Origin of the sequence: Maribacter polysiphoniae (assembly GCF_003148665.1) — a bacterium.
In the GTDB taxonomy this organism is placed as follows: domain Bacteria; phylum Bacteroidota; class Bacteroidia; order Flavobacteriales; family Flavobacteriaceae; genus Maribacter_A; species Maribacter_A polysiphoniae.
Genome location: NZ_QGGQ01000020.1, coordinates 1 through 15,683 on the forward strand (window position 1 = coordinate 1; position 15,683 = coordinate 15,683).

Sequence of the window (15,683 nt, forward strand, 5' to 3'; positions counted from 1 at the left end):
GAGGATGTGAACTATAGGGACCTTGACGATGACGGTGACGGTATCGACACGCCCAACGAGGATGCTGACACGGATGGTGACCCGACCAATGACGATACGGACAACGATGGTACACCGGATTATTTGGATCCAACAAATGATTTGTTGGACGTAATAGATGATATGGTCGCTACGGAAACCAACACACCCTTGACTATAGATATTTTGGATAATGATATGGGTATTCCTGAAAATGGAACGTTGACGGTAACCAATCCAGAAAATGGTATTATTGTGATTAATGATGGTGGTACACCTGATGATCCAAGTGATGATACGGTAACATACACCCCTAATACTGATTTTGAGGGTACCGATTCTTTCGACTATACGGTATGTGATGCACAGGGTAATTGTGATACGGCAACAGTGACCATAGAGGTGGGTACTGCTCCTGAACTGGATGCTGTTGATGATATGGCTTCTACGGAAATGGATACACCTGTCGATGTTGATGTCTTGTCTAATGATTCAGGTATACCTGATATAGATACCTTAACGGTAGGTAATCCTTCTGATGGAACAGTGGTAATTAATGATGGAGGTACTCCGGATGATCCCAATGATGATACGGTTACATATACTCCGAACGATGGGTTTGTTGGCTCGGATTCCTTTGAGTATACAATTTGTGATGCTTTTGGCAATTGCGATACGGCCACCGTTACTGTAACAGTGGGCACACCGGTGTCGGTAATAGTTGCGGTCGATGACGATTACAGTGGTACTTCTATTGATGGCACTGAGGGAGGTTTGGTTTCCAATGCCAATGTGTTTGATAATGATACTTTGAACGGGGAATCCTTGAATCCCGATGACGTTATTTTTACGGTAACCGCCACAGAGGCGTTGAATATTAATCCAGATGGTACTATTGAGGTAGTACCAGGTACAACAGAGGGTACGTATACCATTGAATATTCCATCTGTGAAATAGCGAATCCTTCAAACTGTGATACTGCAATAGTAACCATTCAAGTGAGCGTTGCCGAAGAAGATTCTATTTTGGTAAATCAAATGGTAACTCCCAATGGTGATGGTAAGAATGACTTCTTATTCATAAAAGGCGTTCGCAATGCCCGAAACAATTCCTTGAAGATCTTTAACAGATGGGGTGTTGCTGTGTATGAGGGTAGGGATTATAACAATCAAAATAATGTATTCGTCGGTAAATCCAAAGGTAGGTCTACGGTAAGTGAAGGGGAGTATCTTCCTTCCGGTATATATTTTTATATCTTTGAATACCAAAACGGAAATAGTAAGAATAATACTGAAAGTGGATATATCTACGTAAGTAAATAACACCTTATACTATTTATGAAGTTAAGAAATAGCATTTTAGTGGTATTGTTGTCAATACTAACTACAGAGATCGTATCTGCCCAACAAGATGCCCAGTACACACAGTATATGTATAACACCATGAGTGTGAATCCTGCTTATGCGGGTTCAAGAGGGCAATTGAGTATAGCTGCATTGTATCGGTCACAATGGGTAGGGCTGGAAGGCTCTCCAAAAACCCAGACCTTGAATCTTCATTCCCCAATTAGAAATAGTAAGTTGGGCTATGGTATTTCCATAGTGAATGACGAAATAGGGGATGGGGTAATACAGGAAACCTATTTTGATGCGGTTCTTTCTTATACAGTGGATGTTTCCAGGGAAGGTAAATTATCTTTCGGTCTTAAGGCTGGAGGTAATTTGTTGAACTTGGATTTCCAAGGGTTACGGAATTTTGATGTTGAACCGGTAAATGAGGAAAACATTGAGAATAAATTTTCACCCAATGTAGGGGTTGGGGTCTATTATCATACAAATACGTTCTACGCTGGTCTTTCGGCACCCAATTTATTGGAAACGGAACATTTTGATAATAGTCAACAAGATTCAAATGATATTCAGTTTTTGTCCCAAGAACGTATCAATTTCTATTTAATCACAGGATATGTAATGGAATTGAATGGGAACCTTAAATTCAAACCTGCATTATTGACCAAAGTGGTTGGTGGGGCTCCATTACAAGTTGATTTCTCAGCAAGTTTCATGTTCAATGAACAATTCACTTTTGGTGCCGCTTATAGATGGGATGCAGCAGTGAGTGCGATGGCAGGTTTTCAGATTTCAGACCAGTTGATGTTGGGATTGGCGTATGATAGGGAAACTACAGATTTAGGAGGAACTCAATTCAATGACGGATCATTCGAGGTTTTTTTAAGGTATGAACTGGTTAAAGCTTTCCGAAACCTGGTTTCACCTAGATTCTTCTAAAGAAAATTAAAGATGAATAAAAAAAATATTTTACTTGTTATGGTATTGGCTTTCTTGGTCACTCAATTTACTTGGGGGCAAGAAAAACTTCTTAACAAGGCCAACCAAAGGTATCAGGAATACTCATTCAGTCCGGCCATTGATATTTATAAAAGGGTTCTCGACAAGGGCTATGTGTCTGCGGATCTATTAAAGAATTTAGGGAATTCCTATTATTTTAATGCCGATTATAAGGAAGCCGCCGATACCTATAAAAAATTATTGGCCGAATACAGCAATGATATTGGGCCAGAATATTATTTCAGATATTCCCAATCCCTGAAAAGTTTGGGCGATTATAAGGCGTCTAAGGAAATGATGTCCAAGTTCAGTAGTCTTACCGCGGATGATGTACGGGCAGGATTTTACAAAGGGGAAAAGGATTATTTGGATGAAATAAAAAAGAATTCGGGTAGGTACGATATCAAATCATTTGATTACAATACCTTTTATTCAGAATTTGCACCATCTTATTATAAGGCTGGACTCATATTTTCCTCCGATAGGGATACGGGTAATTTAGCACGATATAGACATACTTGGAATTCCAAGGACTTTTTGGATTTGTACAAGGTAGATACCGATAGTTTGGATACGAATCACGTTATGAAACTGGGAGAGGATGTCAATACAAGATTGCATGAATCTACCTCAGTGGTTACCAGTGATGGCAAACACCTTTATTTTACAAGGAATAATTTTAAGGATGGTAAATACATTACCGATGAAAATGGTATAATCAGACTGAAATTATTGCGGGCAACACTCATAGATGGGGTATGGACGAATATTCAGGAATTACCATTCAATAGCGATTCATATTCCACGGCACATCCGGCTTTTAGTCCAGATGGAAGAACTTTGTACTTTGCTTCTGACATGCCTGGATCTTTAGGGCAGTCCGATATTTTTAGCGTGACGGTATATGCGGATGGTAAGTATGGGACTCCAAAGAACTTAGGTAATACTATAAATACGGAGGCTAGGGAAACCTTTCCCTTTATTACCTCGGACAATGTTTTGTATTTCTCTTCCGATGGCCATCCAGGATTGGGTGGATTGGACGTTTTTGCAACGAAGATAGAGTCGGGTAAGTATGACCGGGCTGTTGTGAATGTAGGGGAACCGGTGAACAGTAAAATGGATGATTTTACATTCATCTTCAATGAGGATACTAGAGAAGGTTATTTTGCATCGAATAGGGATGAAGGTCTAGGTGCTGATGATATTTATGCTTTTGTTGAAACAGTTCCTTTGAAATTGGTTTGTGATCAGGCAATATCAGGAACCGTTAGGGACAAGATAACCAATGAAGTTTTGGTAGGGGCCACGGTAAAGGTCATCGATGAGGATAATGAGGAAGTGTATACGACCATCACAGATTCGAACGGAAATTATAAACTATCCATCGATTGTAATCGTGGTAATTTTGTAAGGGCATTGATGCAGGGCTATGTGCCTTCCGAAGAATATTTGGGCAAGTCAGATGGCAAGCCGAATATTATAGATTTCTATTTGGAAAGAGATCAAGTCACTGCAGGTTTTGGGGATGATTTGGCCAAATTACTACAGTTAAGCACCATTTATTTTGACTTTGATAAGTATAACATCCGAAAAGACTCTGAAATTGAAGTTCAGAAAGTCATTGCCGCCATGGAGAAATATCCAAGTTTAAGGATAAAAGTCAATTCCCATACCGACAGCCGTGGTAAGGATTCATATAATCTTTGGTTGTCCCAAAAAAGAGCCGAGTCGACCGTGGAATACATGATATCCAAAGGTATTGCGGAAAGCCGATTAAAAGGGGAAGGATTTGGGGAAACCAAATTAATGAACCAGTGTGAGAATGGAGTTCGTTGTTCGGCAAAGGAACATGAAAAAAACCGTAGGTCTGAGTTTATTATCTTGGAATAAAAAGGCTATTCACTAAAAGAAAGGGCACCTTCAACGAAGGTGCCCTTTCTTTTTAAATTGTTTTGTAACCTGCTTATATTCTTGTGTTTATCGATAAAATACATTTATTTTTTTGTAAGAAATGCTGCATTTTGATTGTTTCATACCTTAAAACAGGGGTTACACAACATTACTTAAGGTATATTGGACCGTATTGGTAATTTTATGAAAATTTAATCGGAGTAATGCATTTGCAAAAATTCAAAAGGGTTATTTTATTTTTTTATCTTCTGTTTGCTACATCCATGGTAATGGGACAGGAGACTTTTTTGGATAACTTTAGCGCTGTATCTTATGCCAATAATGATGGCACTCAGAATTGGGCAACGAATTGGACGGAAACTGGAGACACAGATAATGGGCCAAGTAGTCAGTACATTAGAATCAATAGTAACCGTTTGGAGTTTTATTATATATGGTCTGAAAATATTAGAAGAACGGTTAATCTAACAGGAGCTAGTTCGGCATTTTTGACTTTTGATTGGCAAACTATTAGTCTTGGTGGTAGTAGAGCATTGTCCATTGAGATTTCGAATGATGGAGGTTCGAGTTATACGTCAATTGGAACGGTTTCAGGAGGTAATTCCACAGGATATTTTAATCAGGATATTTCGGCGTATATATCCGCAAATACAACAATACGATTTTCAAAGTCTACTAATAATTGGCGTAATGATGATTATGCGTATCTAGACAACGTTCAAATTACAGCTACATTTCCTGCACCAATACCCGTATTATCGATAAATGATGTTACCGCCAATGAAGATGATGGCACTATGATTTTTACGGTTACCCATACTGGAACTGATGCATCAGGGGCATTTTCGGCTAACTACAATGTAGTTGATGGTACTGCAACATCTGGTTCAGACTATAATGTAACATCCGGCACCTTGAATTTTAATGGAACCTCTGGTGATTCCGAGACCATTTCGGTAGGCCTATTGGATGACGGAATAATTGAAAATACCGAAGCTTTCACCGTTCAATTCACAAGTGTATCTGATGGTAGTGTTGATATCACGGACATTGGCACGGGTACTATAAATGATGATGATGCTTTAATAATGACTGATGGGAGTTCGGTTACAACTTGTAATGATACTTTTTTGGATCCAGGTGGGTTGAATAATTATAGTAACAATCAAGATGTAGTATATACGATTTGCCCTGATATGGCCAATAACTATATAAGTGTTGATTTTACAAATTTCGATATTGATAATGGTGATTTATTATATATATATGATGGTAATTCAACCGGTGGAACCTTAATTGGTCAATACAACAATAACAATGTACCATCAGTAATAGAATCAGAAGATAGTTCTGGTTGTTTAACATTTAGATTTACCTCTAATGGGAATACTACTAGTGCAGGTTGGATTGCTTCGGTAAATTGCTATCCTGAAGGGCCAAAAATTATAATTACTGATATTACTTTTGACGAAACAATAGGTAATGCCGTATTCACGGTAGAACAAACCCGTGCAGCCCATGGTTTTACGGTACCTTTTTTTGGTTTTATACCTACTTCATTTACAGTTGATTTTCAAACAGTTGATGGTACAGCCCTAGCCGGTAGTGATTATACTTCGGTATCGGGAACTTTAACTTTTAATGGACAAATTGGAAATATACAAACTATTTCAGTGCCCATATCAAACGATGGAATACCGGAGCTGGCGGAAGATTTTACAATAGAATTTACTGGGGCCACAGCATCATATGCGACTATTAATTATTCAGATACTGGCAGGGGAACCATAAATTCACAGATACTTGCTAACGATCCCTTAACGCTATTTAAGGAGTTTGATGGATATTATGATTATACCACAACAGGTGGTTCTTTGAGAACCAATGACAATTTTACAGATGCCTGTTCGATTACAACATCTTCATCCAATACATTGATTTCACAAATTCCAGGAACGGCAACGATTGAAAAAGCATATTTATATTGGGCTCACTCGAGTAATGTGACTGACCCTGTGGTAACATTCGAAGGCCAAACAGTATCTGCAAATTACATATATCAAACTACGTTAACTACACGAAATTTTTATGGTTATGTTGGTGATGTAACGAGTATTGTGAAAAGCGTTTCAAATCCCTCTACGAATGTATTTGATTTTTCTGATCTAACTATTGATAATACAGGGGATTATTGCTCAACAGCCACCGTTTTGGGTGGTTGGTCATTAATGGTTTTTTATGAAGATAAATCGTTACCTGCAGTAAACATTAATTTATATCAAGGTTTTGATGGTCTAAGTAATAATGGAACTTCATTTACTCTTGATTCGTTCTATGCTATAGCAGGGTTAGGAGCGAAGGCCTCATTTCTTTCATGGGAGGGTGATTCAACTCTTGATGGCTCCAGTTCAGGATCAACGAACCCTGAAGAATTATCTATTACGAATCAAGCATCAAACACATACATTCAATCCGGTGATGGTGGGCAAACGGGTAATAATGCCTACAATTCCACGATATATGACAATACAGTATCACCTATATATAATGTGTCTACAACATATGGTCTAGATTTGGACACCTATGATATCTCGACCTATATTTCTCCTGGTGATTCCCAAGTCACGGCAAATGTGGATGTAGGACAGGATTTCGTGATTTCCGCGGCGGTGGTTCTTAAAGTTCCATCAAATTTGATTGCTGGTACTGTATTCGAAGATTATAATTATCCTGGTGGTGTTGGGCGCGATGAAATCACATCTGGAGGAGCTGGTGTTTCTGGTGCAATTGTAGAATTGTTTGATTCATCCGATAATTTTATCCAAAGAAAGTCGACCGATATCGATGGCAATTATTCATTTGGAGGTATGGCGGATGGTACTTATAGTATTAAGGTTGTGAATTCTACGGTAAAGTCGACTCGAGGAGGAGGTTTAAACTGCTCCGCGTGTTATCCAGTACAGACCTATAGGGTTCATGGAACAGTTGGCTCATTGGTTGAGGTTGTAAATGAAATAGGAGGAGCTTATCCTGCAAATATACAAGATGTTGCTTTAGGGGTAATCAATAATGCGCAAAGTGTATCTGAAGTTTCGGTTGCCAGCAATGGGGTTGTTGGGGTTAATTTTGGCTTTAATTTCAATACCATCGTCAATACCAATGAAAATGGACAAGGTTCCTTGGAGCAGTTTATAATAAATTCCAATGCTTTGGATGAAACAGGACTGGATATTGAATCCAACTCCATATTCGATCCCGTTGCAGGTGAGGATGTATCCGTTTTCATGATTCCTCCTACAGGGGATGCATTAGGTAGAACGGCAGATGCCAATTATACGGGGGGAATATTTAGTATTGATATAACCAGTAGTGATTTAAGTGATATTACCGGCAATACAACAATAATTGATGCCCGTACACAAACTGCCTATTCGGGTGATTCCAATACAGGAACGGTTGGTGCAAGTGGAACAACAGTAGGTGTTTCTTCAACGGCGCTTCCAAATTTTGAATTGCCTGAGATACAAATAAATAAACCGGATGGGGAAATTTTTGTCAATAAGGGAACAGATACGGAAATTCGAAACTTTGCCCTTGTTACCGATGATAAATCAGCTGTTTTAATGGAAGGTGGTTCCCTGACCGTTTCAAATAATTTTATAGGCGTCAATGCGGCAGGAATAAATGCAGGGGCGATTGAAACAGGAATTTGGATAAAAGATGGTACAACCCTTATTGAAGGGAATTATATTGCGACCACCGTAGATAATGGGGTATTTTTAGATGGTGGCACGGCAACGACGATTAGAAGCAATCATTTTACCAATAATGGTAGCGCCGCCTGTAAACCTTCCATTGAAGTGAAAGATGGGGATGCTATCGTTATCGAAACGAATTTGATTGAAAATTCGGGTGGACTGGGTATTGATGCAGAAAAAATTAAAAGTCCAATAACCATTGATCAAAACTCGATTACTACTTCGGGAGTGATGGGTGGAGGATGTCTTGCGGGAATTTTGTTGGGCGATGACAATGCCGTTATCACGGGGAATAAAATTTATGGGAATGCAGGCGCTGGTATTGAATTGAAAGGAAATAGTACGGGTAATTTAATCTCCCAGAATTCATTTTATGCGAATGGTACGGCTGGTCCGGCCCTTGGGATTGACCTAAATCAGGATGGTGTTTCCTTGAATGATAATGGCGATGGGGATAATGGGGCTAACGGTACCCTGAACTTTCCTATTGTCTCTGGGGCCTATATAAGTGGGGTTAATTTGGTTGTTGAGGGCTGGGCGAGACCGGGTTCAACCATTGAGGTGTTCTTGACCGATATCAATGAAGGTTCGGCAGCTACAGGTGATAACCAAATGGGTCTCACAACCGATTATGGCGAAGGTCAAGTATTTTTGGCTTCATTTGTCGAAGGGAGTGTGGACGATTCAGACTCGCGCACGGCTGTCTATACCGATATTGATGGAAATACCGATAATACAAACAAGTATAAATTTACCTTTCCCCTACCTTCCGGGATTGCGATAGGTCATTTCTTAACAACGACGGCAACGCTTTCCAATTCAACATCCGAATTCTCTCCCATGAGTGTCATAAAAACGTATACGGTAATTACCAACCGAAGAATTACCTATCGTGTGAAATCAAATTGATTGTCTATAATCAATGATATCCTTAGTATCCCATAGAATCTACAACTTATTGATAAAAGGGTATTTGTAAAGAACTTCCATTTTTCAGTGCTTTGAAAAAATGGTGGTATTTCTATTAATCTAAGGGTAGAATAAACCAATTACCATAGCCAACGGATGTTAGATGGCCCCATATAAAACCTTAGGGATTTGGTCTTGATATGGTCTTGGATAAGGGAAGGTGGCTGTTATTTTAATAAAATTAAAGAATATTCTTACATATAAGTTATTGTATATCAGTGTTTTATTTTGCGTAACAACACTTTTGTAATGTTAAATGCCAAAAATCTTCAACTATACAACAAATTCTTTTATTTCTTTTTTATTACATCAATTTTTGTGAAGAACCTAGAATTCATTGATTCTCATGAAACCTATCTTAAGAACTGTCATGTTTGGAAATTCCAAAATGATATCCCATAAATCATTTGTTTGCATTATTGGGGTATTCATATTTTTTGGTTTTCAGAATATTTTTTCCCAAACGACATTTACTGAAACTGCAGCCTCCTTTAACCTTGATATCGGGGGTAACAAAGACGGTGGCCATGCTTGGGCCGATTATGACAATGACGGAGATCTGGATGTCTTGGTCCTTGAAAATGTAAATGGGAGCACAAGAAGTTATCTCATGCGCAACAATGGAAATAATACGTTCACGGATGTTAGGGCTGCTCTTATTACAGGTATGGGTAATGATGTAGCGGAAAGACAGGCCGCATGGGGTGATTTAAACAACGATGGCCGGCCTGATTTTATGATTACATCCAGTGGGACCAGTGGAGGTGGTGGAAAGGCGGCACTGCAAATCTATCTTCAAAATACTAGTGGAACCTTTGGTGATGGTGCGGGAGGTAATACGCCCATTACCGTGGGTAGAGGCAGCTTTACAATCAATATAAATCCGATAAATGCTGAAGGAGCAGGTTTTTTTGACTTTGAAGGTGATGGGGATCTCGATATCTTTTTTGATAGCCATAATTATGGGATTGAACTTTTAAGAAACAATTATATCGATCACACGACCAGCACCATTGTAAACCCGCCCGCAGCCTCTTTATTTACCCATATCACTACAGGTAATGGTACTGGTGTTGTGAACTTTGGACTTAATCAATTCGCGACGGATGGGGATTATGGTTCTGCAGCCGATGTGAATGATGATGGCTGGGTCGATATTTTTATGCGTAAACGTGATGAGAATGATTTTTTCCTGAACCAAGGGGGTACGTTTACCAATGGAGCGGATTTGGCTCAAGCCGAAAACGGAAATAAAGGGGGGAATGGCCTATGGGACTTGGATAATGATGGGGATTTGGATGCTGTTTGGACCGAAAATGGGTTCACCCAGATTTATAGGAACGATGCCGGTACATGGACCCCATTGGGTGCAGCGGTTTTTCCGGGACTACCCCAACCATCAAGTTCAAATAGTGGTGCTTCTTCTGCACGGATCGATGCTTTGGCGGGCGGTGATATCGATAATGATGGTGATATCGACATTTTATTGGTGGGTAGGAACAGGAGTTATCTGTACATTAATCAATTGAATAGCCCTACACCTGCACCAGGCGTGGTTGGTAGTGGTACTGCAATGTCGTTTAGCTTGGATAGTCAGACTTTTAATTCAGGCCGGGATGGTGAAGGTACAACCATGGTTGATGTTGATGATGATGGGGATTTGGATATTTATATGAATATCAATGGAAATAAAAATAAGTTGTATCTAAATAATCTCCCTGCTGCCAATAGAAAAAATCATTTATTGGTCGATGTAACAGAAGATCGTGATGCAAATGGTAATACAGGTGGTTTTCCGGGCAGGGTGGCTATCGGAACGAACGTATTGATTAGGGATTGTGCCGGGAATATCGTCAGTGGACTAAGACAGGTAAATGGCGTTTACGGTCATGGAACACAACAACCTGAGGAAGTGCATTTTGGTTTGCCACTAGGAGAAGGTGAGACCTATATCATCGAGGTGCATTACCCTAACTTTAACGATCCTGTTAATGGAATTACGCGACTTATCGCTACAGCAATAGCTCAACCTAGTACTATTCCTGGAACAAACCACTATTCCTTGACGACCACCAATGCCGAACTTATCGAAAATCCAAATGCACCAATAGCAAATGATGATTTAAAAACGGTAGCCCATGGTAACACGGTCTCGGTGCAAATCAGTCTGTTTGATAATGATTCGGAGCCCGATGGAGAGAATTTCTTTATCGAAAGTGTGGTACAACCAGCGATCGGTTCCGTTGTTATTGACGATGCTGATGCCGGATTGGTTACATATACCTATAGTGCAGCAACCCCTTTTTCGGGTACCACGTTTGATTATACCATTACCGATGCCACATCGAATCTTTGTCCAGCCCAGGGGAAAAGTGATACAGCAACCGTGACCATCTTTGAGCCATGCACAGATTCCTCTGGATTGGATACCGACGGTGATGGCTTTAATAATGTTTGTGATCTTGATGATGATAATGATGGTATTTTGGATGTTGTAGAGCGGCCAAAGACGGTACTTTGGGTTTTAGATGGCACAATCACCCCAGATCAACAAAATGTCATCGACAAATTAACGAACTTAGGCTACACCCTGACCCTAGCGGACGATAATGATTCACAGGATGCCAATAACTATTCGGTAACATATGTACATCCTTCCGTGAGCAGTGGTACTGCCTTTGCGAATATCAGTAATCTAGCAACAACCACTAATGGCGTAATTACCAGTGAAAATGCTCTTTTTGATGAATTGTTTGGAACTTCAGGTGCTGTAGGGAATCCGACAACTAACTTGATAAATATTATTAACAATACACATCCAATAACGCTTAGCTTGCCTTTGGGCAATTTAGATATTGGTAGCGGTGACTTTTATGTAAATAACGTAGTAACCGGCACGAAACTGGGACAACACCCAGACGGAACTGCCAACCTTATAGCCTGGGAGGTAGGTGAGGCAATGGATACGGGTATCGCCCCAGGTAGAAGGGTTGCAGCTCCCCATACCAGTCATGATGGTGGATTAAATTCCGCAGGTGAAGATTTGCTGGTTAGTGCAATACTATGGACATGGGCCTTAGATACTGATGGTGATGGATTATATGATGATTTAGACTTGGATAGTGATGGAGATGGCATACCTGATAACGTAGAGGCCCAAACAACGCTTACCTATACACCACCAAATGGGGATAGCAATGCTATCTATGCGGCGAACAATGGAGTGAATTCATCGTATTTAGGAGGATTACTTCCTGTAAACACCGACGGGGCTGACAATCCAGACTATTTGGATGTAGATAGCGATAATGAGGGCCATGGTGATACCACCGAAGCTGGTATTGCGCTAGCAGGTGTCGATACCGATAATGATGGTTTGGATGATGGTATTGATACTGATTTGACCGGTTATGACGATCCTGGGGGTACCATCGATGACCCCCTTAATACACCCTTGACCTTATTGGATACTGATAATGACGCCACAACGGGGGGCGATGTTGATTTTAGGGATGCTCTTGATGATCGTCCTGATAATGATTTGGACGGTATAGTCGATGCTGAAGATTTTGATGATGATAATGATGGAATACTGGATATTGATGAAGGCTGTGGTAATTTGGTTGTTAACGGAAATTTTGAGGCGCAGGATTTCTCGGATGCTGTAGAATTTCCTAATGGTTTTACTGAGGCCGGGGGTACTTTTATTGGGGCTACTTATAATACCAATCCCTTGACCGGTTGGTCCTATACCCAAAATATGGATGGGTGGGTAGGTAACCAAAGAATGTCATGGTCGTCAAACGATTTTGCTCCTGCGTATAAGGGCGGGCAGTATATAGACGTAATTGGGAACAATGCCGCTTCAGGAGGTAGTAATAATGTCCTGACCCAAATAATAAATACTGAACCAGGGGAAACATATACCTTTTCTTTCTTTTGGGGTGAAGATGTCGGTCATCGCGTGGGTGATCCGGTAATCTTGAATGTTAGTGTATTGGATTCTGGTAGTAATTCACTTATGAACCAAACATTGAATACGACGGCATTTGGCATAGTTGATAATATTGTAGGGCCCCAAAACTGGTATTATTTTGAACAAACCTTTATTGCCACAACGAATACAACCACGCTACGTTTTGCAGCTACACCTTCAGGAACGGCCAACGGTACAGCAATTGATTTCGTATATGTGACTAAAAATGGTCTGTGTCAAGATACCGATGGGGATGGGGTGATCGACGCATTTGATTTGGATAGTGATAATGATGGTATTTACGATGCCGTTGAAGCCGGTCATGGTGCTGCGCATACCAATGGTGTAGTAAATGGTGCCATAGGTACTGATGGAGTTCCAGATGCTGTCCAAAGTACTCCCAACAATGAGATGGTAAATTACATAGTAGAAGATTCGGACAGTGATGGTAGCATAGACGCCATAGAATCGGATGCCGACGATGATGGCTGTAACGATGTTGATGAGGCAGGATATACCGATGGAAATAATGACGGGCTTTTGGGTCCCAATCCAATTACTGTTGATGGTAATGGTTTGGTTATCTCTGGTACCGATGGTTACACAACACCTGCGGATGCAAACACCAATAGTACCTATGATTTTCAAGAAGCTGGCAGCCCTGCTTCGATTGTCGGTCAGCCTTCAAATATCACAATTTGCCCAGGATGTACCGGGGAGATAAAGATAACGGGGACAGATATTGATACCTATCAGTGGCAACTATTCGATGGAGGAAGTTGGATGGATTTGAGTGATGGTGGAATCTATAGTGGGACAGCCACGGACTCCTTGATAATCACAAATCCAACCACCTCTGATACGGGAAATCAGTACAGGGTTATTGTTTCGAATTCAGCTTTTGTTTGTAGTGGGGATATTTCTGCCACAGGTGTTTTGACTGTAGCCGCCAAAACCATAATAACCAATCGTAGAATTACATATCGTGTAAATAAAAATTAAGAATCCATTTCACGAAAAAGTAATGAAATGCAGGAAATACCTTACGATTAGAATCCTTGGAAACCATTGTTATAATTGGGCTCATCGACCAATGAAATACCCTTGAAATAGAGAAATGACGATATCGATACCTCATGTTTATAGTGCTATACAGTACAAATACCGACTTACACAACAAATATTTTCCTAAGGAAGTGATCAGAGTAATTTTGTTAGATGTATGAAATTGATTTGATCCGAAACGAAAATAGAATCAATACCAATAAACACTAACAATGAATAACTTAACTATTAAATCGGAGATCTGGGAGATTACAAACCAGCAAGACCAAGCAAGGGTAATCCTCTTATGTACAAGCTTTGTCCCTAAGGGAAAAATATCTGATTTATGTTTATTCTAAATACTAGCTTTTAATAGGACAGCTGTTCCTGTAATAGCTAGAACCAACTAACTAAAAGATTTTGAAACACCAAACCATTATAAGTAAAGAAGTTGTCATGAGTAGAAAAATTTTAATTCTGATTTTCCTAATGTTTTCAGGATTCGCATTTTCGCAGACTACGGTAAGCCTGGAGGACCAATGTAATTGTGAAGTATTACAAGGAACGGATGTCTCAGCACCAGGAGCGAATACTCCTGCTGGAGCGGACCTTGGGGACTTATATGTAAATACCACAACAGGGACTATCTATTTTTGGGACGGAAATTCATGGGAGTTGACCAGTACGGATACCAATACTACCAACGCGTCTTTAACTGAAGATGGTGTGAACCTCATATTGACGGATAGTGATTTAAATACGGTATCTATTCCGTTGGCAGATATCGCAGCCATAATTGATACCAATACGACCAATGTGACTTTTACGGTAAATAGTACCAATGGTACTTTGGATATAATTGATTCAGATACAAATGTAGTTTCTGTTCCATTGGCCGATATTGCCGCTTTGGTAGATACTGATGAACAAGAAGGTACAGAAGTGCCTTTAACCAACCCATTGGATGTTGATGGGGACGGAAATGATGAGACCACAGTAGAAGAGGCTATTGCCGATTTAGCAGCGAGTAATGGACTTGACTTGGATATAGACCCAGCAAATGAACTTACCACTAGTGGTAGTGGTGTACCCGCAGGTGCTCCTGTAAATGACAATCCTGGAGTTACATATTTAGATACGGCAACCAATGAGTTGTATGTCTATGATGGTACTAACTGGACAATGGTTACAGATAACCAGAATGCAGGTGAGGTAGCGGTCACTCCAGCGGGTAATATCACCAGTACGGACGTACAGGCGGCCTTGGAGGAATTGGACAGCGATATAACTACAAGTGAATTAACAACAACGGTTGTCGAAGGTTCAGGAACTGATGTAAGTACAAATGTAGTAGGCAACAATACGGAATATACGGTATCAACGGAGATCAGTGCCACGTCAGGCAACAACCTTTCGGTAACGACGGACGGACTTTTCGCTGCGGATGACCAGAATGCAGGTGAGGTAGCGGTTACCCCAGCGGGTAATATTACCAGTACGGACGTACAGGCGGCCTTGGAGGAATTGGATAGCGATATAACTTCAAGTGAATTAACAACAACGGTAGTAGAAGGTTCAGGAACTGATGTAAGTACGAACGTAGTAGGTAACAATACGGAATATACGGTAGCTGTTAACGTAAGTGAACTTACAGG

6 protein-coding genes are annotated in these 15,683 nt (G+C 40.3%); all 6 read left to right on the forward strand.

Features of this window, described 5'->3' with window-relative positions:
* Positions 1-1,341: Ig-like domain-containing protein (locus tag LX92_RS21835; protein ID WP_146197900.1), on the forward strand; the 1,341-nt coding region annotated here is incomplete at its 5' end.
* A gap of 15 nt (positions 1,342-1,356) precedes the next feature.
* The gene (locus LX92_RS21840) at positions 1,357-2,307 is read left to right on the forward strand and encodes a PorP/SprF family type IX secretion system membrane protein (RefSeq protein WP_109655122.1); all 951 of its coding nucleotides are present in this window, start codon (positions 1,357-1,359) and stop codon (positions 2,305-2,307) included.
* A 12-nt stretch (positions 2,308-2,319) separates the two neighbouring features.
* Positions 2,320-4,260, forward strand: a complete 1,941-nt coding sequence (locus LX92_RS23015) for an OmpA family protein (protein WP_109655125.1) — start codon at positions 2,320-2,322, stop codon at positions 4,258-4,260.
* Between the two features lie 290 nt (positions 4,261-4,550).
* Positions 4,551-8,948, forward strand: a complete 4,398-nt coding sequence (locus tag LX92_RS21850; protein WP_223308462.1) for a beta strand repeat-containing protein — start codon at positions 4,551-4,553, stop codon at positions 8,946-8,948.
* 448 nt (positions 8,949-9,396) lie between these two features.
* The gene (locus LX92_RS21855; protein WP_211315902.1) at positions 9,397-13,986 is read left to right on the forward strand and encodes an FG-GAP-like repeat-containing protein; all 4,590 of its coding nucleotides are present in this window, start codon (positions 9,397-9,399) and stop codon (positions 13,984-13,986) included.
* Positions 13,987-14,484: 498 nt separating this feature from the next.
* Positions 14,485-15,683 (forward strand): hypothetical protein (locus LX92_RS21860; RefSeq protein ID WP_146197901.1); only part of this gene is annotated, 1,199 nt, incomplete at its 3' end.

Excerpts from the sequence above, each read along its gene's own strand:
- LX92_RS21840 (WP_109655122.1), top strand. The coding sequence starts at position 1,357 with ATGAAGTTAAGAAATAGCATTTTAGTGGTATTGTTGTCAATACTAACT.
- LX92_RS23015 (WP_109655125.1), top strand. The coding sequence starts at position 2,320 with ATGAATAAAAAAAATATTTTACTTGTTATGGTATTGGCTTTCTTGGTC.
- LX92_RS21850 (WP_223308462.1), top strand. The coding sequence starts at position 4,551 with ATGGGACAGGAGACTTTTTTGGATAACTTTAGCGCTGTATCTTATGCC.
- LX92_RS21855 (WP_211315902.1), top strand. The coding sequence starts at position 9,397 with ATGATATCCCATAAATCATTTGTTTGCATTATTGGGGTATTCATATTT.